We start from the raw sequence: 19967 nt of genomic DNA, 5'->3' as shown, positions 1-19967 counted from the left end.
TCGGAACCCGTCATCGGGCCTGCTTGAACCAGGCGTCCACCAGCCGGACCCACATCGAGCCGCCCAGCGGGATCAGCTCGTCGTTGAAGTCGTAGCTCGGGTTGTGCAGCATGCAGGGCCCCAGGCCGTGACCGCCTTCGCGGTGGCTGCCGTCGCCGTTGCCGATCAGGAAGTAGCAGCCCGGCACTTCCTGCAGGTAGTAGCTGAAGTCCTCGGCGCCCATGGTGGGCTCGAAGGCCTGCACGTTGGACGCGCCCAGCATCTCGGTCAGCACGCCGCGGACGAACTCGGTCTCGGCGGCGTGGTTGATCGTCGGCGGATAGTTGCGGTGGAACGAGAACTCGCACTTCACCTCGAAGGCGTCGCCGGTGGCCTCGGTGATCTGCTTCATGCGGCGCTCGATCAGGTCCAGCGTCTCCAGCGTGAAGGTGCGGACGGTGCCCTGCAGTTCGCAGCTCTCGGGGATGACGTTGGTGGCCTCGCCGGCGTGGATCATCGTCACCGAGATCACGCCCGCGTCGATCGGCCGCTTGTTGCGGGTGATGATGGTCTGGTAGGCCTGCACCAGCTGCGCGGCCACGACCACGGGATCGGTCCCCAGGTGCGGCATCGCGCCGTGCGCGCCCTTGCCCTTGATGGTGACCTTGAATTCGTTGCTCGAGGCGAAGACCGGGCCGCTCTTCAGCGCGAATTGGCCGGCGGCCATGCCCGGCCAGTTGTGGATGCCGAACATGGCTTCCATCGGGAACTTCGTGAACAGCCCGTCCTTGATCATCTCGCGGGCGCCGCCGCCGCCTTCCTCGGCTGGCTGGAACACGACGTAGACGGTGCCGTCGAAGTCCCGGTGCGCCGCCAGGTGCTTGGCGCCGGCCAGCAGCATCGCGGTGTGGCCGTCGTGGCCGCATGCGTGCATCTTGCCGGGGTGCCTGCTGGCGTGGGCGAAGGTGTTGTGCTCGGTGATGGGGAGCGCGTCGATGTCGGCGCGCAGGCCCAGCGTGCGGCCGCTGGCGCCGCCGTCGCGGCCCTTGATGATGCCGACCACGCCGGTCTTGCCCAGGCCGCGGTGGATCTCGATGCCCCAGTCGGTCAGCGCCTGCGCGACCACGTCGGCGGTGCGTTCCTCGTGGAAGCAGAGTTCGGGATGCGCGTGCAGGTCACGTCGCAGCTTGGCGATGGCCGGGGCGTCGGCCAGGATGGGTTCGATCAGCTTCATGGGCGGGCACTCCGATGTCATCGCGACAGCGCGTCGGGCTTGCCGCGGGCCAGAAAGGCCGCGGCGCCGCTCAGGGCGGCGCCGCTGTGGTCGGACCAGTGTACCCGCGGGTCCGGATCGGCGCCGCCAGCGGCGTGCGATCCGGCGCCCGGGTCTGCCCGGGGGGCTTGCTCAGCGCTTGACGCGCCCGTCGTTGGTCAGCATCGTCATCTCGACGAAGCTCGATCCGACATGCTTGTTGGGGCGGAAGTTCACGTTGAAGCCGCCGACGTTGTAGTTCGTCAGGGTGTCGAGCGCCGCGACCAGGCCCTCGCGGGTCGGGCGGGTCATGCGGCGGATGCCTTCGCTGATGACCTTGGCGCCGATGTAGCCCTCGATGGCGGTGTAGTTGAACTTCTGGCCGGCCTTGGTGGCGGCCTGCTGGTACTCGTGGACCACGCCGACCTGCGAGCCGAACGGGTAGGGCATGACCTGGCTGACGACCACGCCCATCGCGTCCTTGCCGAGCTCGTCCAGCAGCGACTGCGTGCCGACGAAGGACACGTTGTAGAACACGCCGCCGTAGCCGGCCTTGCGGGCGGCGCGGATGAAGGCGGCGCAGCTCTTGTAGGCGCTGATCATGACGATGGCCTCGGGCGGCGCGCCGTTCTGGACCAGGTCCTTGACGGCCTTGGTCACCTCGACGCTGTTGCGCTCGACGGTGGAGGTGGCCTGCGGCTGCAGCGCCAGCGGCTTCATCGCGCGCAGCACGCCGTCCAGGCCGGCCTTGCCGTAGGCGTCGTTCTGGTGGAAGACCGAGATGCGCATCAGCCCCAGCTGGGTCAGCTGCTTCACGATCAGCGCGGTCTCGTCGTAGTACGAGGCCCGCACGTGGTAGACCCACGGGCTGAACGGGTCGCGCAGCGCCTCGGCGCCGGTGAAGGGGGCGACGAAGGGGATCTTGGCCTGGTTGACCAGCGGCAGCGCGGCCAGCGAGGTCGGCGTGCCGACGTAGCCGAACAGCGCGAACACGTCGTCGGCGATCAGCTTCTCGGTGTTGGCCTTGCAGCGGTCGGGCTCATAGCCGTCGTCCAGCGTGCGCAGCTCGATGGTCGTGCCGTTGATGCCGCCGGCGGCGTTCTGGGCGTCGAAGAACAGCTTCGCGCCGGCCTGCATCTGGATGCCCAACTGGGCGGCGGCGCCGGTCAGCGGCACCGACTGACCCAGCACCAGGCGTTTGCCTTGTGCACGGACGGCCGTCGGGATGGGCAGGGTGGCGAGCGCGCCCAGGGCGCTGGCGGAGGCGAGAAGTTGGCGGCGATCCAAGGGGGACTCCCAGAGGGGTGCGAATTGATATTGTGGCGTCCGCCGGAGGGCAAGCGCGCCAGGAGGCTCGACACGACCTATTTCGGCCTCCTGGCGCGCGAGCTTAGCGGCTCGTGCGTCCAGCGTTGTCGCCGACTCGGGTAAGAAAACGCAAGGGTGTGGCGCCTGTGCAATAGTTGACGCATGTCGTCCGTCCTCTCTGAATCCGCCGTGAACCTCCCGCCACAGGCCGCCGATCGCGGCACGCGCATCGTCAAGGGAGCCTGCCCGCACGACTGCCCGGACACCTGCGCGCTGCGCATCACGGTCGAGGACGGCAAGGTCGTGAAGGTGCAGGGTCAACCCGAACATCCGAGCACCCACGGCGCGCTGTGCACGAAGGTGTCGCGATATCCCGAGCGGACCTATCACGAGGAACGGGTGCTGCATCCGCTCAAGCGCGTCAGCGCGAAGCACGAGGCGCCGCGTTTCGAGCGCATCGGCTGGGACCAGGCGATCGCCGAGATCGCCGGCCGGCTGAAGGCCGTCGCGGCGCGCGATCCGCAGGCGGTCCTGCCCTACAGCTATGCCGGCACGATGGGGATGCTGCAGGGCGAGGCGATGGCGGGGCGCTTCTTCAACCGGCTGGGCGCGTCCTGCCTGGACCGCACGATCTGCGCGTCGGCGGGCGGCGCGGGGCTGGCGGCGACCTATGGACACAAGGTCGGCATGCACCTGCCGCACTTCGCGGAATCGAAGCTGATCGTCATCTGGGGCAGCAACTCGATCGCGTCCAACCTGCATTTCTGGACCTTCGCGAACCAGGCCAAGCGCAACGGCGCGAAGCTGGTGTGCATCGATCCGCGCAAGACCGAGACCGCCGACAAGTGCCATCAACACCTGGCCCTGCTGCCGGGCACGGACGGCGCGCTGGCGCTGGGGCTGATGCACGAACTGATCGCCCATGACCGGCTCGATCACGACTACCTCGTCCGGTACGTTGACGGCTGGGACGAGTTGCGCGAACGGGCGCTCGCGTGGACGCCCGAACGCACCGCGGCCGAATGCGGGCTCACGGCGGACGAGGTCCGCAGCCTGGCCCGGGACTATGCGACGCTGACGCCGGCGGCGATCCGGCTGAACTACGGCATGCAGCGCGTGCGCGGCGGCGGCAACGCGGTGCGGCTGATCGCGCTGCTCCCCTGCCTGACCGGCGCGTGGCGCCATCGCGCGGGCGGGCTCCTGCTGTCGAGTTCCGGCTGGTTCGCGCCGTTCAAGAACCCGGCGTTGGAACGTCCGGACCTGCGCGGCGGCCGCCCCTCGCGGACGATCAACATGAGCACGATCGGCGACGACCTGCTGCGCGAGGCGTCGCCCGCGTTCGGCCCGAAGGTGGAGGCGCTGATCGTCTACAACAGCAACCCGGTCGCGGTCGCGCCGGAGTCGCCGAAGGTCGTGGCGGGTTTCCAGCGCGAGGACCTGTTGACGGTGGTGCTGGAGCACTTCATGACCGATACCGCCGACCTGGCCGACTACGTGCTGCCGGCCACGACGCAGATGGAGCACCTGGACATCCACACCAGCTACGGCCACACCGACGTGCTGGTGAATGAGGCGGCGATCGCGCCGCTGGGCGAGGCCCGGCCGAACACCGCGATCTTCCGCGCACTGGCGGCAGCGATGGGCTTCGACGACCCGGCTTTCCACGATGACGACGAAGCGCTGTTGCGCCAGGCGTTCCGCGACGACGTCGATCTGACGCAGCTGCGCGAGCGCGGCTGGTTCAAGCTGCCGTTGGCGGAGGCGCCGTTCGCGCAAGGCGGCTTCCCGTCGGCGAACGGCAAGGCCGATGCAGGTGGCGCGGACTACGTGCCCAACTACGAGAGCCGCGCGAGCGACCCGGCACTCGCGGCGCGTTATCCGCTGGCGATGATCTCGCCGCCGGCGCGCAATCACCTGAACAGCACCTTCGTGAACGTGAAGAGCCTGCGCGACATCGAAGGCGAGCAGGTGCTGGAGATGAGCGCCGGCGACGCCGCGGCGCGCGGACTTGCCGATGGCCAGCTGGTGCGCGTGTTCAACGACCGCGGCAGCTATGCGTGCCGGCTGGACGTGAGCGCGCGGGCCCGCGAGGGCGTCGTGCACGGGCTCGGCATCTGGTGGCGCAAGCTGGGCGCGGACGGCCGCAACGTCAACGAGGTCACGCACCAGCGGCTGACCGATCTCGGACGCGCGCCGTGCTTCTACGACTGCCTGGTCGAAGTGGCCGCGGCCTGAGCCGACGGCAAGGCGCACCGAACGATGCCCGCAACGATGACGAGACGCGCGCGACGACTGCTGCTGCTCCTGCTGGCCGCGCCTGTGCTGCTGGCGATGACGGCGCTCGGCGGCTGCGCGCAGCTGTCGTATTACGGCCAGTCGTTGTCGGGGCACCTGTCGCTGGTGCGCTCGGCCAGGCCGGTCGACGAATGGCTGGGTCAGCAAGACCTGGACCCGGAGATCCGCAAGCAGCTCGAGCTGTCGAAATCGCTGCGCGACTACGCGTCCTCGGAACTCAAGCTGCCGGACAACGACAGCTACCGCCGCTACGCCGATCTCAAGCGCGGCGCGGCGGTGTGGAACGTCGTCGCGACCCCGGAGCTGAGCCTGCAGCTCAAGACCTGGTGCTACCCGATCATGGGCTGCGCCGGGTACCGCGGCTACTTCGATCCGCACGATGCGCGCGAGCTGGCCCAGGAGCTCCGCAAGGACGGCTTCGAGCCCTACGTGTACGGCGTGCCGGCGTACTCGTCGCTGGGCTGGAGCAACTGGCTGGGCGGCGATCCGCTGCTGAACACCTTCATCCGCTACCCCGAGGCCCAGCTGGCGCGGATGATCTTCCACGAGCTGGCCCACCAGGTCGCGTATGCCAACGACGACACCGCATTCAACGAGAGCTTCGCGACCGCGGTCGAGCAGATCGGCGTGGCGCGCTGGCTGAAGGACCGGCCCCAGGCGCTGCGCGACGACGAGCAGTCGAGACGCCGGCAGGACGAGATCCAGGCCTTGCTCAAGTCGACGCGGGAGCAGCTGCAGGACGTGTTCCGCAGCACGGCCAGCGACGATGAGAAACGCGCCGGCAAGGCCGCGGCCTTCGCGAAGCTGCGCGCGGACTACGAGGCGATCAAGCGCGACCGGTGGAACGGCGACACGCGTTTCGACCGCTGGGTGCTGGGCCTGAACACGCCGGCGCTGGCGATCCAGGGCAGCTACACGGACCTGGTGCCGGACTTCGTCCGGCTGTTCGAGCGGCAGGGCGCGGACTGGCCGAGTTTCTATGCCGAAGTGCAGCGGCTGGCGAAGTTGCCGAAGGATGAGCGCAGGGCCGAGTTGGCGCGCTGACCGCAGGCAGCGGGGCTTCCCCGACTTGCCGCCAGAAACGACGAAGCCGCCCTTGCGAGGCGGCTTCCGCTGAGCGGCGGCGCGAGCGCCGGCACTTGAGGACTTACTTCAAGCCTTCGACCAGATCGATGTAATCCTGCATCGCCTCGTCGTTGGTCTTGCCTTCGAGGGTCTTCCAGGCGTCCCACTTGGCGCGGTTGACGAAGTCGGTCATGCCGGGGCGGTCGCCCTCGACATCGCCGGTGGTCGCCTGCTTGAACAGCGCGTACAGCTTCAGCAGCGTCTGGTTGTCCGGGCGCTCGGGCAGATTCTTGGAATCGGCGACGGCGGCGTCGAATTGGTCCTTCAGGCTCATGGTGTGTCTCCCGTGGCGTTGAGCAGGGCGTCCCGTTGGCGACAATCGGGACGGACGGCCGCGATGTTACCCACCCCACCCCCACGTCCGGACTGGGGCCGCCTCTCTAGATGACGGATGATCCGGGCGTCAGCGCCTTGGCCCTCGCCCCGTACTTCGCCCCGTCCGTCCAGGAGACCGCATTGCCCACCCCCGCCGCGTCGAGCCCGTCCCCCCGCCGGAGCGCCAAGTCCACGCCGTCGACGGCTGCTCCCTCGAAGCGCGGCACCGCCGGCAAGACGCCGCCCAAGGCCTCCGGGAACGGGCGCGCCGGTCGCCCCGACGGCCTGCCGAAGGGCGCCGAGCCGATGTCCAAGGTCGACACCGCCTGGCTGCGCCTGGACACCGAAGCCAACCGGATGATCATCCACGGCGTGCTGCTGCTGAAGCCCGCCATCGCGCTTGAAGACCTGCGCGCGCGCGTCGCCGAACGGCTGCTGCGCTTCCCGCGCTTCCGGCAGCGCGTCGTGGAGGCGGGCGACCGCGCCTGGTGGGTCGAGGACGCCGAGGTCGATATCGCCCGGCACGTCGTCCCTGAGACCTTGAACCGCCGCCGGGGGCGTCCGCTCGAAGGCGCGCTGCAGGACCGCCTCGCCGACCTCGCCGCCGAGCCGCTCGATCCGGCCCGTCCGCTCTGGCAGTTGCACCTGATCGAACATTACGACGGCAGCAGCGCGCTCATCGCGCGCGTGCATCACTGCATCGCCGACGGCATCGCGCTGATCGCGGTGCTGCTGTCGATCACCGACGGCGGTGCCGTGCCGCCGACGCTGCCGACCGCGAAGACGGGCAAGGCCTCCGGAGGAGCGAAGACCGTTCCCGACGAGGCCGCCGAGCCCGAATGGCTCGCCGACGCGATGGTCAAGCCGATCAACGCCTGGACCGTCCGCGAGATCCAGGCGCACGCCGGGTCGGGGACGCCGGATGTCTCCCCGGCCGAGCGCCTGGGCAAGCAGGTCCTCAAGGACGCCGCCGCGCTCACCGAAGCGCCCGACGACGCGAAGACCCGTCTCAAGGGCAAGGCCGGACGCGCCAAGCGCGTCGCCTGGGGCGCGCCGCTGCCGCTGGACGCCGTGAAGGCGGTCGGCAAGTCGATGAACGTCTCGGTGAACGACGTGCTGCTGAACTGCGTCGCCGGGGCGATCGGGCTGTATCTGCGCGAACACGGCGACGACACGGACGGCCAGGAGATCCGCGCGCTGGTGCCGGTGAACCTGCGTCCGCTGGAGACGGCGTGGCAGTTGGGCAACCGCTTCGGCATGGTGCCGCTGCCGCTGCCCGTGGGCATCACGAATCCGGTCAAGCGGCTCTATGCGGTGCATGCGCAGACGCAGGCGCTCAAGAACAGCCTGCAGCCGGCCTTGTCGATGGGCTTGATGGCGACGTCGGGCTCGGTCGAGAAGGCCGCCCAGCGCGCGATGCTGAAGACGCTCTCGCGCAAGGCGACGGCGTTGATGACCAACGTGCCGGGGCCGGCGCAGGCCTTGCAGCTGTGCGGCTCGGCCGTCGAGCGGGTGATGTTCTGGGCCCCGCAGGCCGGCGACATGAGCCTGGGCATCAGCATCCTGACCTATGCCGGCCAGGTGCAGTTCGGCCTGATCGCCGACGCCGGCCTGTGCCCCGATCCGGAGCGCATCGTGGCCCACTTCGAGCCCGAGTTCCAGCAACTGCTCACGCTGGCGCTGATGCTGCCGTGGGAGGTCAAGGCCTGACCCCGGGCGCCGGGTTCAGGCCCCGCCGCGATGAAAAACGCCGCCCGAGGGCGGCGTTCGTCGTTCCGGAGCCCGTCGTTCCAGACCCCGGCGTATCGAAGCCCGGCGTGTCGAAGCCGGGGCTTTCAGGTCCGGGTTCGAGGGCGGGTGTCGAAGACGGGACCGATTACTTGGCGGTCTTCTTGGCCGGCTGCGGGCGGCCCGCAGCGGTCGGGTAGGCGGACATCACGCGGACCGGATCGGCGCTGGCCAGGTATTCGGCGTACTGCGTCTGGCCGCAGGCGACCGATTGACCGGCGGTGGCTTCGCCGCGGTACTCGCCGCGGTTGTAGACGAAGCGGTACTCGTTGGCGGCGGCGGCCTGCTCGAACTTCACCGCGTGCTGGCTGGCGCACTCGGCGCGCAGCGCCTTGGCATCGGCGTTCTCGGCGGTGGCGGCGTGGGCCATCGGGGCGATCAGGGCCAGCAGGGCGGCGGTGGTCAGGATGCGCTTCATGGAATCGGTCCCTTGATGTCGGTGAATGCGATATCCCTAATTTATAGGGTGTCGTTTTTCGCCGCCAACCGCGACCAGGGGGTCCGGCTTCGCACGAATCCAGGGTTTGTGCGGAGGACCGGCCCCGAGCTTGCTGCTAGCCGGGAGGCTCGTCATTCCCACGCGAAAGGGTCCATCGAGACTCGCAGGTCCGCCAGGTGAGCGCGCCCCAGATCACGCCGATGACGAGGTAGGTGGTCCCCAACGCGATCCATCGCACCAGGGAGACCGACACGCCCGAGAGGATCATCATGCCGACGATCGGCGCGGCCAGCCATGGCGCGATGCGAAGCAGGCCGAATCGGACGACGAAGCCGAGCGGCCCAGTCCGCCTCCACTGTTCCCAGTCGTTCAACAAGCTCGACGAGCCCCATGGCGCAATCCCGAACATGCTCGATGCTCCAGCCGAATGCGCGGCAATGTCGCCGCCCTTGCACCGTATTCATCGAGCGGCGGGCGTGCATGACTCAAGCCAGTCAATCCGACTGGCAGAGATGAGTCAAACGAAGAGGGGTTTGACAAGCATCAAGCCGACGTCGAGTCCCGATGGCGGGACTCGACCGTTCATGCTTGGGAGGCGCCGCCCGCTGGCGGCTGGTACTTGCCCACCAGCTGGAACAGGTGGTCGCGCGAGGCCGGTTCCAGGTACGGCAGCAGCAGCCCCAGCACATGGAAGGCGCCGCGCATCAGCGCCTCGCCGGCGCGCTCGGGCTCGAGCGCGTTGCGCGGATCGCGCACGTATTCGTAGCTCAGCCAGTAGCTCAGCAGCACGACCATCGCGTTGGCCGTCGGCACCGCCTCGCGGACCTGCATCGTCAGCGCGCCGCTGGCCTGCAGGCCGCCCAACAGGCCGACCATCGCCTGCGTCTTCTGCTCCAGCACGTGCTGGAAATGGGTTTCCAGCTTGCGGTTCTTCGACAGCAGGTCGTTGAGGTCGCGGTACAGGAAGCGGTGCTGCCAGATCAGCTCGAACAGCATGTGGAAGAACAGCCAGGCGTCCTCCACGTTGCGCACGTTGCCCACCGCGCCCAGCAGCTCCGACAAGGCCTTGTCGTAGCGGTTGAAGAGCGCGTTGATCAGCTCGTCCTTGGCCGGGTAGTGGTAGTACAGGTTGCCGGGCGAGATGCCGAGCTCCGCCGAAATCAGCGTGGTGGAGACGTTCGGCTCGCCGAAGCGGTTGAACAGGTCCAGCGTGACTTCGAGGATGCGTTCGGCGGTGCGGCGCGGCTTCTTGGTGGCCATGGGCCCGGGGGCGTTGAGGGGTGGGGGAGGTGGGCGCATTCTGTCATGACCCCAGGCCGGCGCGGGACGGACCCCCTGCCTACAATCGCCGCCCATGCCCGCAAGCCCCCCACAACAGTCGGCCGCCATGTCCGTGCCGGCCGGCGGTCCGCCCGCCCTGCGTTTCACCAATGTCAGCAAGACCTACCGCGACGGCCAGTTCCGTGCGCTGGACGGCGTCAGCTTCGACATCCAGCCCGGCGAGTTCTTCGGCCTGCTGGGCCCGAACGGCGCCGGCAAGACCAGCCTGATCAGCATCCTCGCCGGCCTGTCCCGCGCCAGCGGGGGGCAGGTCTCGGTGCTCGGCCATGACGTGGTCGACGACTACGCCGAGGCCCGCAAGAAGCTCGGCATCGTGCCGCAGGAGCTGGTCTTCGACCCGTTCTTCAGCGTGCGCGAGACGCTGCGCATCCAGTCCGGCTACTTCGGCGTGCGCAACAACGACGACTGGATCGACGAGCTGCTGCTCAACCTCGGTCTGGCCGACAAGGCCCACAACAACATGCGGCAGCTCTCGGGCGGCATGAAGCGCCGCGTGCTGGTCGCGCAGGCGCTGGTGCACCGCCCGCCGGTCATCGTGCTGGACGAGCCCACCGCTGGCGTCGACGTCGAACTGCGCCAGACGCTGTGGCAGTTCATCGCGCGACTGAACCGCGAAGGCCACACGGTCCTGCTGACCACGCATTACCTGGAAGAGGCCGAGGCGCTCTGCCACCGCATCGCGATGCTGAAGCAGGGGAAGATCGTCGCGCTCAACCGCACGTCCGAACTGCTCGCGGGCACCGCGTCCACGATGCTGCAGTTCAAGACCGATTCGGCGCTGCCGCTGTCCTTGTCCGAACGCGCCCGCAGCACCGGCCGCATCGTCCAGATCACCGCGCACGACGCGGCCGAGGTCGAGCAGATCCTCGGCACCCTGCGCGAGGCCGCCGTCCCCATCGAAGACCTGGAGATCGGCCGCGCCGACCTTGAAGACGTCTTCCTCGAAATCATGCAGGGGCACCGCACATGAGCGCCAGCCACTTCCCCATCCGCCTCGAAGGCGCCCGCACGCTCTTCTACAAGGAAGTGCTGCGCTTCTGGAAGGTCGGCTTCCAGACCGTCGGCGCCCCGGTGCTGACCGCCGTGCTGTACCTGCTGGTCTTCGCCCATGTGCTGGAGGACCACGTCAAGGTCTACGGCACCGTCGGCTACACCAGCTTCCTCATCCCGGGCCTGGTGATGATGAGCGTGCTGCAGAACGCCTTCGCCAACAGCAGTTCCTCGCTGATCCAGAGCAAGATCACCGGCAACCTGGTGTTCCTGCTGGTGACGCCCTTGTCGCACTGGGCCTGGTTCCTGGCCTACGCGGGCGCGTCCATCCTGCGCGGCCTGATGGTGGGCGCCGGCGTGTTCATCGCCACCGTGTGGTTCGCGCCGCCGGGCATGGCCAACCCGCTGTGGGTGCTGGCCTTCGCCATCCTGGGCGCGGGATTGATGGGCTCGCTCGGTCTGATCGCCGGCCTGTGGGCGGAGAAGTTCGACCAGATGGCGGCCTTCCAGAACTTCATCGTGATGCCGATGACTTTCCTGTCGGGTGTCTTCTACTCGGTGCACTCGCTGCCGCCGTTCTGGCAGGGCGTCAGCCACCTGAACCCGTTCTTCTACATGATCGACGGCTTCCGCCACGGCTTCTTCGGCGTCAGCGACGTCTCGCCGTGGGTCAGCCTGGGCGTCGTCGCGATCGCGTTCGCGGCGGTCGCCGCCATCGCGCTGGAGCTGCTGCGCCGCGGCTACAAGATCCGCCACTGACCCCAGGTAGAATCCCGCTCCATCATGGCCGATCCGACCCCCGCAGAAGTCCAGAGCTACATCGCCCAGGGACTCGCTTGCAGCGAGCTCCAGGTCGAGGGCGACGGACGCCATTTCTTCGCGACGATCGTGTCGGCCGAGTTCGAGGGCCTGAGCCGGGTCAAGCGCCACCAGCGCGTGTACCAGGCCCTGGGCGATCGCATGCGCGAGCAGATCCACGCGCTGTCGATGAAGACGCTGACCCCCGACGAGTTCGCGCAGCAAGGCACCGCGCACCACCATCACTGACAGCCACCCGGCCTGCAGGCGGGTGGCGGTGTGTCCCCGTCCGGTGAACCCGCTGCCGTCCCCCTGAACACCCGAGGCCACAGCCCGAGGCGCTTTCCCCGCGAAGCGCGCGTTCACCGAGGACACCGCATGATCACCCTGGCACTTTCCAAGGGCCGCATCTTCGAAGAGACCCTGCCGCTGCTGGCCGCCGCCGGCATCCAGGTGCTGGAAGACCCGGACAGCTCCCGCAAGCTGATCCTCCCGACCAATCAGCGCGAGGTTCGCGTCGTGCTCGTGCGCGCGACCGACGTGCCGACCTACGTCGAGTACGGCGGCGCCGACATCGGCGTGGCCGGCCGCGACGTGCTGATCGAGCACGGCGGCGCGGGCCTGTACCAGCCGCTGGACCTGCGCATCGCGCAGTGCCGCATGAGCGTCGCGGTGCGCGACGACTTCGACTACGACAACGCCGTCCGCCAGGGCTCGCGGCTGCGCGTGGCGACCAAGTACACGACGATCGCGCGCCAGCATTTCGCCGACAAGGGCGTGCACGTGGACCTGATCAAGCTGTACGGCTCGATGGAGCTGGCGCCGCTGACCGGCCTGGCCGATGCGATCGTCGACCTGGTCTCCACCGGCAGCACGCTGAAGGCGAACCGCCTGGTCGAGGTCGAGCGGATCATGGACATCTCCTCGCGACTGGTCGTGAACCAGGCGGCGCTCAAGCTCAAGCGCGAGGCGCTCAAGCCGCTGATCGACGCGATCGCCTCCGCCATCCCTGCTGCCTGATCCTCTGATCCGCGGCTTGCCCGCTGCGCGCCCCGCAGCCCGGCTGCCGTCCGATCGCCACCTGATCGTCGACTGATTCCGGAGTCCGCCATGACGACCCTTCGCACCCTCAACACCGCCGATCCCGATTTCGAGACCCAGTTCCAGCGCGTGCTGCACTGGTCGGCCGAGACCGATGCCGCGATCGAGACGCGCGTCGCCGAGATCCTGGCCGACGTGCGCGTCCGCGGCGATGCGGCGGTGCTCGACTACACCGCACGCTTCGACGGATTGCAGGCGGCGTCGCTGGCTTCACTCGAGCTGACCCGCGAGGAACTGAAGGCGGCCTTCGACGGCCTGCCCGCCGATCAGGCGAAGGCGCTGACGCAGGCGGCCGAACGCGTGCGCAGCTACCACGTGCGCCAGAAGCAGGCCTGCGGCGAGAGCTGGAGCTATCGCGACGAGGACGGCACGCTGCTGGGCCAGAAGGTCACGCCGCTGGACCGCGTCGGCATCTACGTGCCGGGCGGCAAGGCCGCCTATCCGTCGAGCGTGCTGATGAACGCGATCCCCGCGCAGGTCGCGGGCGTGCCGGAGATCGTGATGGTCGTGCCGACGCCGCGCGGCGAGAAGAACCCGCTGGTGCTGGCCGCGGCCTACGTGGCCGGCGTGCACCGGGCGTTCACCATCGGCGGCGCGCAGGCGGTGGCCGCGCTGGCCTACGGCACCGCGACGGTGCCGCGCGTCGACAAGATCACCGGCCCGGGCAACGCCTATGTCGCCAGCGCGAAGAAGAACGTCTTCGGCCAGGTCGGCATCGACATGATCGCGGGCCCGAGCGAGATCCTCGTGCTGGCCGACGGCACCACGCCGCCGGACTGGGTCGCGATGGACCTGTTCAGCCAGGCCGAGCACGACGAGATGGCGCAGAGCATCCTGCTGTGCCCGGACGCCGGCTACATCGCGCAGGTCCGCGAGGCCATCGAGCGCCTGCTGCCCGGCATGCCGCGCAAGGACGTCATCCGGGCCTCGCTGGAAGGGCGGGGCGCGCTGATCCAGACGCGCTCGATGGAAGAGGCCTGCGAGATCAGCAACCGCATCGCGCCGGAGCACCTGGAAGTCTCCAGCGCCGATCCGCACCGCTGGGAGCCGCTGCTGCGCCACGCGGGCGCGATCTTCCTGGGGGCGTACACCAGCGAGTCGCTCGGCGACTACTGCGCCGGGCCGAACCACGTGCTGCCCACCTCGGGCACGGCGCGTTTCTCCTCGCCGCTGGGCGTCTACGACTTCCAGAAGCGCTCCAGCCTGATCGAGGTCAGCGAGGCCGGCGCCCAGGTGCTCGGACCGATCGCCGCGACGCTGGCCTATGGCGAGGGCCTGCAGGCGCACGCGCAGGCGGCGGAGTTCCGCCTCAAGCGCTGAGCGCGTCGGCGCGAGCCGACAGCGCGGGCGGCCCGGCCGTCGGCGGGGTCGCGCAGATTTCACGCGGCCACGCCGGGCAAACCCTGGATCGCGGATAAACCGCCACATTTCCTGGTGTTTCGCGGTTCGCCCTTTCGTGCGGAACGCCTAGCATGCTTCGAACATCTTCATAACAGGACGTCGAAGCATGAAGGTCTCAGATCTGCGCGTCGGGGTACGCATCTCCCTGGGTTTCGCGGCCGTGCTGCTGGCCACCGTGCTGGTCGGCGTGGTGGCGATCAGCCGCATGCAGGTGCTCCAGGGCAACATGGAGGAAATGGGGGGCGACTGGATCCCCTCGATCAACGCCATCAACGCCTTGCGCGGCGACCTCAACGAGTTGCGCCGGGCCGAGATGGGGATGTGCCTGAAGGACGTCATCCTCGAGGTCGAGCAGGAACAGGAGCGCATCAAGAACCTGCGCGAGAAGTCCCTGCCCGGGCTGGCCAAGGCCTACGAGGCCTTGGTGTCCACCCCGGAGGAAGCCGAGCAGTGGAAGGATGCGAAGGCGAAGTACGCCACCTTCATCGCCGTGCAGGACAAGCTGATCGCCGCGCGCAAGGCCGGCAACCGCGGCGAGTACCAGTCCACGGTCAACGGCGAATCCCAGCAGGCCTTCGTTGCGCTCATCGGTGCGGTGCAGAAGCTGGTCGACATCAACACGCAGGGCGCGGACGCCAGCGTCGAGGAATCGCGCAAGGCCTACAAGGCGGTGGTCACGACGATGGCGGTCTTGATCGTCGCCGCGCTGGCCGCCGGCGGCGTGCTCGCGTTCTACCTGACCCGCAGCACCGTCAGGCCGCTGAACGACATGGTGACTGTCGCCAGCCGCGTCGCCGAAGGGGACCTGACCGTCGAGATCGATACCTCGCGTCGCGATGAACTGGGCCAGTTGGCCCAGGCGCTGTCGGCGATGCAGGGCGCGTTGAACCGCTCGCTGTCGGCGGTGCGCACCAGCGCGGAGAGCATCGCGATGTCCAGCGCCGAGGTCGCCGCGGGCAGCAGCGACCTGTCGGCGCGGACCGAGCAGATGGCGTCGAGTCTGGAAGAGACCTCCGCCACCATGCACGCGCTGACGGACACGGTCCGCCTGAACGCCGATTCCACGCGTCAGGCCAGCCAGCTGGCGCTCAATGCCAGCCAGGTCGCGGATCGCGGCGGCGTGGTGGTGTCCGAGGTGGTCAGCACCATGGACCAGATCAATGCGTCCTCGCGCAAGATCTCCGACATCATCGGCACGATCGACGGAATCGCTTTCCAGACCAACATCCTGGCGCTGAACGCCGCGGTCGAAGCGGCCCGGGCGGGCGAGCAGGGGCGCGGTTTCGCGGTGGTGGCGAGCGAGGTCCGTTCGCTGGCGCAGCGCAGCGCCGAGGCGGCCAAGGAGATCAAGACCTTGATCGGTGCCAGCGTCGAGCGCGTCGACGTGGGATCGAAACTGGTCGGCGACGCCGGCGAGACGATGCGGGAGATCGTTGCCGCGGTGCAGCGGGTGACGGACATCATCCAGGAGATCTCCTCGGCCACGCAGGAGCAGAGCACCAGCCTGATGGAGGTCGGCCAGGCCGTACAGCGCCTGGACGAGGTCACCCAGCAGAACGCCGCGCTGGTCGAAGAGTCTTCGGCCGCTTCCGAGTCGCTGCGCGAGCAGGCTGGCAGCCTGCAGCACGTCGTCGCGCAATTCCGCCTGCACGCCTGACCGAACGCAGTCAAAGAACCGAACGCAGTCAAAGAACCGGAGGCAGCGAGTCTCTGTGGGGCCGGAATGACTCTGGGGGTTCCCGGAGGGATGCCCCCTGAGTCGTGGAGAGCCCGCGCCTGGCCTCCCAAAGTCGGTCTTCACAGAACACGAAGTTCGTGCACCACGAACTTCGTGTTACTCTGAAGCCCTGATGAAGAACGTCACCGTGACCATGGAAGACAGCGTCGCCGAGTGGGCGAGGCTGGAGGCGGCGCGGCGCAACACCAGCGTCTCGCGGCTGGTCGGCGAGCTGCTGGCCGAGAAGATGCGTCACGACGACGCCTACGAGCGCGCCCTCCAGGACTGGCTGCACCGCGAGCGCACCTGGTCGTCCGACGGCCAGCCCTACCCGGGCCGGGAGTTGCTGTGAGCGCCCCCGTCGAACTGACCGCGCCGGTCTTCGTCGACACCTCCGTGCTGATCCTCAGCGAGGACGGCGCCGATCCTGCCTGCCGCGCGCAGGCGATGGCCTGGCTGCGCTGCCTGTGGCAGCAGCGCCTGGGCCGGACGTCCAGCCAGGTGCTCAATGACTTCTACCGTTCGGTGACGACGCGCATCTCGCCCGCGATGCCGAACGGCGATGCGCGGGCCGAGGTCCGCCGCTACCAACGCTGGGCGCCGTGGTCGACCGACCACGCGACCGTCGAATCGGCCTGGTCGATCGAGAGCCGCTTCTCGCTGCCGTACGCCGACGCGTTGATCGTCGCGGCCGCGAAGGCGCAGGGCTGCGAGATCGTGCTGAGCCGGGCGCTGCCGCACGGGCAGCTCTACGACAGCGTCCTGATCGTCGATCCGCTGCGCGCGCTGCCGGCGGGTGTTTCCCCTTCCGACTTGCTGCCCGCCGCGGCGCTTGCCCCATGAACGCTGCCCTCGATCGAGCCCTCGGTGTCCTGCGCGAGGATGTCCGCGCGATGCATGCCTACCAGGTGCATCCGTCCGCCGGCCTGATCAAGCTGGACGCGATGGAGAACCCTTTCCGGCTGCCGCCCGACCTCCAGCGCGCGCTGGGCGAGCGCCTCGGCGCCGTCGCGATCAACCGCTACCCGGGCGCGCGCACCCAGGAACTGGCGCAGGCGTTGGCCGCGCACGCGAAGCTGCCGGACGGCCAGGCGCTGATGCTGGGCAACGGCTCGGATGAATTGATCTCGCTGCTGGCGATGGCCGTCTGCCAGCCGGGCGAGCGCGTCGTCGTGCTGGCGCCGGTGCCGGGTTTCGTCATGTATGAGCTGTCGTCGAGGTACCAGCACCTGGACTTCGTGGGCGTGCCGCTGACGGCGGACTTCGAGCTCGACGAGGCCGCGATGCTCGCCGCGATCGCCGAGCACCGTCCCGCGATCGTGTACCTGGCCTATCCGAACAATCCGACGGCCAACCTCTGGGACGACGCCGTCATCGAACGCATCGCCCAGGCCGCGCCGGGGCTGGTCGTCATGGACGAGGCCTACCAGCCCTTCGCCGCGCGCGACTCGATGGCGCTGATGGCGCGGCATCCGCAGGTGCTGGTCATGCGCACGATGAGCAAGTTTGGCCTGGCCGGCGTGCGCATCGGCTACATGATGGGCAACGCCGAGCTGATCGGCCACATCGACAAGCTGCGTCCGCCGTACAACGTCAGCGTGCTGAACGCGGAAGCGGGGCTCTTCGCGCTGGAACACGCCGAGGTCTATGAGCGGCAGGCCGCCGCACTGCGTGCCGAGCGCGAGACGCTGCAGACCGCGCTCGCCGCCCTGGCAAAAACCGCGGACGTGCATGCCTATCCGAGCGAAGGCAACATGATCCTCGTGCGTGTCCCCGACGCCAACCGCCTGCATGCGGACCTGAAGGCCCGCGGCGTGCTGGTCAAGAACGTCTCCGGCATGCATCCGCTGCTGGCGCGCTGCCTGCGCCTGACGGTCGGCACGCCGGACGAGAACGCGGCGATGCTGGCGGCGATCGAAGCCAGTCTGAAGCAGGCTTGAAGACCCATTGAAGCAGACCTGAACGTCCACCGTCCCTCCTTGATCCTTCCTGATCTCCCTGGAATCCCCATGAGCTCCGAACGCATCGCCGAAGTCCGCCGCGACACCAAGGAAACGCAGATCCGCGTGCGCGTGAATCTCGACGGCACCGGGCAGTCGACGCTGAACACCGGCATCGGCTTCTTCGATCACATGCTCGACCAGATCGCCCGCCACGGGCTGATCGACCTCGACATCGAGGCCAAGGGCGACCTGCACATCGACGGCCATCACACCGTCGAGGACGTCGGCATCACGCTGGGCATGGCCGTCGCGCAGGCGATCGGCGACAAGAAGGGCATCACCCGCTACGGCCACAGCTACGTGCCGCTGGACGAGGCGCTGTCGCGCGTGGTCGTGGACTTCTCCGGCCGCCCGGGCCTGGCGATGGAGGTCAAGTTCACCGCCGGATCCGTCGGCGCCTTCGACACGCAGCTGACCTACGAGTTCTTCCAGGGCTTCGTCAATCACGCGCTGGTGTCGCTGCACGTGGACAACCTCAAGGGCCACAACGCGCACCACCAGTGCGAGACGATGTTCAAGGCCTTCGGCCGCGCGTTGCGGATGGCGATGACGCTGGATCCGCGCTCGGCCGGCGTCATCCCATCGACGAAGGGCACGCTGTGAGCACCTCCGGAGCCAGCCAGCCGCGCACCGTCGCGGTCGTCGACTACGGCATGGGCAACCTGCGTTCGGTGTCGCAGGCGGTGCTGGCGGCGGCGCAGGACCAGGGCGTGCGCGTGCTCATCACGTCCAGGCCCGACGAGGTCTACGCCGCCGAGCGCATCGTGCTGCCCGGCCAGGGCGCGATGCGCGACTGCATGCGCGAACTCGCCGACAGCGGCCTGAAGGAGGCGGTGCTCGACGCCGCCGCGCGCAAGCCGCTGATGGGCGTGTGCGTGGGCATGCAGATGCTGCTCGATCACAGCGAGGAGCAGGACACGCCGGGGCTGGGGCTGATTCCGGGTCGGGTGAAGCGCTTCCGGCTCGATGGCCAGGTGCAGCCCGACGGCAGCCGCTACAAGGTGCCGCAGATGGGCTGGAACCGCGTGCACCAGACGCGGGCGCATCCGGTCTGGGGCGAGGTGCCGGACGAGAGCTGGTTCTACTTCGTCCACAGCTTCTACGCCGAGACGTCGGACCCGCGCGACAGCGCCGGTGAGAGCGAGTACGGCCCGCGCTTTACCTGTGCGGTGGCGCGGGATAACATTTTTGCCACCCAATTCCACCCCGAGAAAAGTGCCGCGTCCGGGCTCGCCCTGTATCGCAACTTCCTGCACTGGACGCCCTGAGCGCATGACGCGCGGCCTGGCGTCCCGTGCCGGATGCGCCGCACGCGCCGTTCTCGAGTCCCGCCGAATCCTTCCCCTTCCTTCACCCCCACTGCCTCGGCCATGCTGCTGATTCCCGCGATCGACCTGAAAGACGGCAAATGCGTCCGCCTCAAGCAAGGCGACATGAACGACTCCACGACCTTCGGCGAGGATCCCGCCGAGATGGCTCGCCGATGGGTCGATGCCGGCGCCCGGCGTCTGCACCTCGTGGACCTGAACGGCGCCTTCGCCGGCAAGCCGGTCAACGAGGCGGCGATCAAGGCGATCCTGCGCGAGGTCGGCGACGACATCCCCGTGCAGCTGGGCGGCGGCATCCGCGACCTCGACACGATCGAGCGCTACCTGGACGACGGCCTGTCGTACGTGATCATCGGGACGGCCGCGGTGAAGAACCCCGGCTTCCTGAAGGACGCGGCGTCGGCCTTCGGCGGCCACATCATCGTGGGCCTGGACGCGAAGGACGGCAAGGTCGCCACCGACGGCTGGAGCAAGCTGACCGGTCATGAGGTCATCGACCTGGCGAAAAAGTTCGAGGACTACGGCATCGAGGGCGTGATCTACACCGACATCGGCCGCGACGGCATGCTCACCGGCATCAACATCGACGCGACGGTGAAGCTGGCGCAGGCGCTGTCCATCCCGGTGATCGCGTCGGGCGGGCTGTCCAACATCGCCGACATCGAGGCGCTCTGCGCGGTCGAGTCCGAGGGCGTGGGCGGCGTGATCTGCGGCCGCGCGATCTACACCGGCGACCTCGACTTCGCCGCGGCGCAGCGTCGCGCCGACGAGCTGAACGGGGACTGAC

General features: G+C 68.7%; 21 protein-coding genes. 15 read left to right on the top strand and 6 right to left on the bottom strand.

The genetic code is table 11. The annotated features are described in order from the left end of the window. Nucleotides 1-10 precede the first annotated feature (10 nt). Nucleotides 11-1213, bottom strand: a complete 1203-nt coding sequence (locus ACQ4L4_RS16500) for a M20 aminoacylase family protein (RefSeq protein WP_431100018.1) — start codon at nt 1211-1213, stop codon at nt 11-13. A gap of 171 nt (nt 1214-1384) precedes the next feature. Then, the gene (locus tag ACQ4L4_RS16495; RefSeq protein ID WP_431100017.1) at nt 1385-2518 is read right to left on the bottom strand and encodes an ABC transporter substrate-binding protein; all 1134 of its coding nucleotides are present in this window, start codon (nt 2516-2518) and stop codon (nt 1385-1387) included. Nucleotides 2519-2701: 183 nt separating this feature from the next. Between ACQ4L4_RS16495 and ACQ4L4_RS16490 the strand changes: the two genes are divergently transcribed. Together ACQ4L4_RS16490 and ACQ4L4_RS16485 are read left to right on the top strand one after the other, a co-directional pair. Beyond that, the gene (locus ACQ4L4_RS16490) at nt 2702-4774 is read left to right on the top strand and encodes a molybdopterin-containing oxidoreductase family protein (protein WP_431100015.1); all 2073 of its coding nucleotides are present in this window, start codon (nt 2702-2704) and stop codon (nt 4772-4774) included. Nucleotides 4775-4810: 36 nt separating this feature from the next. Next, nucleotides 4811-5878 carry an aminopeptidase gene (locus tag ACQ4L4_RS16485; protein ID WP_431100014.1) on the top strand — a complete coding sequence of 356 codons (1068 nt, stop codon included), beginning with the start codon at nt 4811-4813 and terminating at the stop codon, nt 5876-5878. 103 nt (nt 5879-5981) lie between these two features. On the opposite strand, the gene ACQ4L4_RS16480 is transcribed toward ACQ4L4_RS16485, so the two are convergent. After that, the gene (locus ACQ4L4_RS16480) at nt 5982-6233 is read right to left on the bottom strand and encodes an acyl-CoA-binding protein (RefSeq protein ID WP_377160588.1); all 252 of its coding nucleotides are present in this window, start codon (nt 6231-6233) and stop codon (nt 5982-5984) included. A gap of 110 nt (nt 6234-6343) precedes the next feature. On the opposite strand from ACQ4L4_RS16480, the gene ACQ4L4_RS16475 reads away from it, so the two are divergent. After that, nucleotides 6344-7984 carry a wax ester/triacylglycerol synthase family O-acyltransferase gene (locus ACQ4L4_RS16475; RefSeq protein WP_431100013.1) on the top strand — a complete coding sequence of 547 codons (1641 nt, stop codon included), beginning with the start codon at nt 6344-6346 and terminating at the stop codon, nt 7982-7984. Nucleotides 7985-8150: 166 nt separating this feature from the next. Here ACQ4L4_RS16475 and ACQ4L4_RS16470 read toward each other — a convergent pair whose 3' ends face one another. From ACQ4L4_RS16470 to ACQ4L4_RS16460, 3 genes are all read right to left on the bottom strand, one after another. After that, the gene (locus ACQ4L4_RS16470; RefSeq protein WP_377160592.1) at nt 8151-8480 is read right to left on the bottom strand and encodes a hypothetical protein; all 330 of its coding nucleotides are present in this window, start codon (nt 8478-8480) and stop codon (nt 8151-8153) included. A gap of 136 nt (nt 8481-8616) precedes the next feature. Then, nucleotides 8617-8910 (bottom strand): hypothetical protein, encoded by a 294-nt coding sequence (locus tag ACQ4L4_RS16465; protein WP_431100011.1) that lies wholly within the window; start codon nt 8908-8910, stop codon nt 8617-8619. A 173-nt stretch (nt 8911-9083) separates the two neighbouring features. Beyond that, on the bottom strand, nt 9084-9761 hold the full coding sequence (locus ACQ4L4_RS16460; RefSeq protein ID WP_377160594.1) for a TetR/AcrR family transcriptional regulator: 678 nt from the start codon (nt 9759-9761) through the stop codon (nt 9084-9086). Between the two features lie 127 nt (nt 9762-9888). On the opposite strand from ACQ4L4_RS16460, the gene ACQ4L4_RS16455 reads away from it, so the two are divergent. From ACQ4L4_RS16455 to hisA, 12 genes are all read left to right on the top strand, one after another. Further along, complete coding sequence (locus ACQ4L4_RS16455) at nt 9889-10812, top strand: ABC transporter ATP-binding protein (protein ID WP_431100010.1); 924 nt, start codon at nt 9889-9891, stop codon at nt 10810-10812. Then, nucleotides 10809-11591 (top strand): ABC transporter permease, encoded by a 783-nt coding sequence (locus tag ACQ4L4_RS16450; RefSeq protein WP_431100009.1) that lies wholly within the window; start codon nt 10809-10811, stop codon nt 11589-11591. The genes ACQ4L4_RS16455 and ACQ4L4_RS16450 overlap by 4 nt, the downstream gene beginning before the upstream one ends. Nucleotides 11592-11615: 24 nt before the next feature. Next, nucleotides 11616-11879, top strand: a complete 264-nt coding sequence (locus tag ACQ4L4_RS16445) for a BolA family protein (RefSeq protein WP_431100007.1) — start codon at nt 11616-11618, stop codon at nt 11877-11879. Between the two features lie 129 nt (nt 11880-12008). Further along, nucleotides 12009-12650, top strand: coding sequence for an ATP phosphoribosyltransferase (hisG, locus tag ACQ4L4_RS16440; protein WP_377160597.1), 642 nt, complete (start codon nt 12009-12011; stop codon nt 12648-12650). A 90-nt stretch (nt 12651-12740) separates the two neighbouring features. Next, a complete protein-coding gene (hisD, locus tag ACQ4L4_RS16435; RefSeq protein ID WP_431100006.1) occupies nt 12741-14051 on the top strand; it encodes a histidinol dehydrogenase in 1311 nt (436 codons plus the stop codon). 187 nt (nt 14052-14238) lie between these two features. Continuing rightward, nucleotides 14239-15789 (top strand): methyl-accepting chemotaxis protein, encoded by a 1551-nt coding sequence (locus ACQ4L4_RS16430; protein ID WP_431100005.1) that lies wholly within the window; start codon nt 14239-14241, stop codon nt 15787-15789. A gap of 193 nt (nt 15790-15982) precedes the next feature. After that, on the top strand, nt 15983-16201 hold the full coding sequence (locus ACQ4L4_RS16425) for a CopG family transcriptional regulator (RefSeq protein ID WP_088408424.1): 219 nt from the start codon (nt 15983-15985) through the stop codon (nt 16199-16201). Then, complete coding sequence (locus ACQ4L4_RS16420; RefSeq protein WP_431100004.1) at nt 16198-16692, top strand: PIN domain-containing protein; 495 nt, start codon at nt 16198-16200, stop codon at nt 16690-16692. Before ACQ4L4_RS16425 ends, ACQ4L4_RS16420 begins: the two co-directional genes overlap by 4 nt. Next, the gene (gene hisC / locus ACQ4L4_RS16415; RefSeq protein WP_431100002.1) at nt 16689-17789 is read left to right on the top strand and encodes a histidinol-phosphate transaminase; all 1101 of its coding nucleotides are present in this window, start codon (nt 16689-16691) and stop codon (nt 17787-17789) included. The genes ACQ4L4_RS16420 and hisC overlap by 4 nt, the downstream gene beginning before the upstream one ends. A gap of 69 nt (nt 17790-17858) precedes the next feature. Further along, nucleotides 17859-18455 (top strand): imidazoleglycerol-phosphate dehydratase HisB, encoded by a 597-nt coding sequence (hisB, locus tag ACQ4L4_RS16410; RefSeq protein ID WP_377160605.1) that lies wholly within the window; start codon nt 17859-17861, stop codon nt 18453-18455. Beyond that, complete coding sequence (gene hisH / locus ACQ4L4_RS16405; protein WP_431100001.1) at nt 18452-19120, top strand: imidazole glycerol phosphate synthase subunit HisH; 669 nt, start codon at nt 18452-18454, stop codon at nt 19118-19120. Before hisB ends, hisH begins: the two co-directional genes overlap by 4 nt. A 102-nt stretch (nt 19121-19222) precedes the next feature. Continuing rightward, complete coding sequence (gene hisA, locus ACQ4L4_RS16400) at nt 19223-19966, top strand: 1-(5-phosphoribosyl)-5-[(5-phosphoribosylamino)methylideneamino]imidazole-4-carboxamide isomerase (RefSeq protein WP_377160609.1); 744 nt, start codon at nt 19223-19225, stop codon at nt 19964-19966. The last annotated feature ends 1 nt before the right edge of the window (nt 19967 follow it).

The sequence above is a fragment of the Roseateles noduli genome, assembly GCF_050626985.1.
GTDB lineage: Bacteria > Pseudomonadota > Gammaproteobacteria > Burkholderiales > Burkholderiaceae_C > Roseateles > Roseateles noduli_A.
Note: the sequence above shows the minus strand (reverse complement) of the source record. Positions and strands in the feature narration are given on the sequence as shown.

Bases quoted from the DNA above. Each gene is read 5' to 3' on its own strand.
- ACQ4L4_RS16425 (WP_088408424.1), top strand. From the start codon at position 15,983: ATGAAGAACGTCACCGTGACCATGGAAGACAGCGTCGCCGAGTGGGCG.
- ACQ4L4_RS16485 (WP_431100014.1), top strand. From the start codon at position 4,811: ATGACGAGACGCGCGCGACGACTGCTGCTGCTCCTGCTGGCCGCGCCT.
- hisC (WP_431100002.1), top strand. From the start codon at position 16,689: ATGAACGCTGCCCTCGATCGAGCCCTCGGTGTCCTGCGCGAGGATGTC.
- hisG (WP_377160597.1), top strand. From the start codon at position 12,009: ATGATCACCCTGGCACTTTCCAAGGGCCGCATCTTCGAAGAGACCCTG.
- ACQ4L4_RS16470 (WP_377160592.1), bottom strand. From the start codon at position 8,480: ATGAAGCGCATCCTGACCACCGCCGCCCTGCTGGCCCTGATCGCCCCG.
- ACQ4L4_RS16465 (WP_431100011.1), bottom strand. From the start codon at position 8,910: ATGTTCGGGATTGCGCCATGGGGCTCGTCGAGCTTGTTGAACGACTGG.
- ACQ4L4_RS16475 (WP_431100013.1), top strand. From the start codon at position 6,344: ATGACGGATGATCCGGGCGTCAGCGCCTTGGCCCTCGCCCCGTACTTC.
- ACQ4L4_RS16445 (WP_431100007.1), top strand. From the start codon at position 11,616: ATGGCCGATCCGACCCCCGCAGAAGTCCAGAGCTACATCGCCCAGGGA.
- hisD (WP_431100006.1), top strand. From the start codon at position 12,741: ATGACGACCCTTCGCACCCTCAACACCGCCGATCCCGATTTCGAGACC.
- ACQ4L4_RS16490 (WP_431100015.1), top strand. From the start codon at position 2,702: ATGTCGTCCGTCCTCTCTGAATCCGCCGTGAACCTCCCGCCACAGGCC.
- ACQ4L4_RS16480 (WP_377160588.1), bottom strand. From the start codon at position 6,233: ATGAGCCTGAAGGACCAATTCGACGCCGCCGTCGCCGATTCCAAGAAT.
- ACQ4L4_RS16460 (WP_377160594.1), bottom strand. From the start codon at position 9,761: ATGGCCACCAAGAAGCCGCGCCGCACCGCCGAACGCATCCTCGAAGTC.
- ACQ4L4_RS16455 (WP_431100010.1), top strand. From the start codon at position 9,889: ATGTCCGTGCCGGCCGGCGGTCCGCCCGCCCTGCGTTTCACCAATGTC.
- hisB (WP_377160605.1), top strand. From the start codon at position 17,859: ATGAGCTCCGAACGCATCGCCGAAGTCCGCCGCGACACCAAGGAAACG.
- hisA (WP_377160609.1), top strand. From the start codon at position 19,223: ATGCTGCTGATTCCCGCGATCGACCTGAAAGACGGCAAATGCGTCCGC.
- ACQ4L4_RS16500 (WP_431100018.1), bottom strand. From the start codon at position 1,213: ATGAAGCTGATCGAACCCATCCTGGCCGACGCCCCGGCCATCGCCAAG.
- ACQ4L4_RS16430 (WP_431100005.1), top strand. From the start codon at position 14,239: ATGAAGGTCTCAGATCTGCGCGTCGGGGTACGCATCTCCCTGGGTTTC.
- ACQ4L4_RS16450 (WP_431100009.1), top strand. From the start codon at position 10,809: ATGAGCGCCAGCCACTTCCCCATCCGCCTCGAAGGCGCCCGCACGCTC.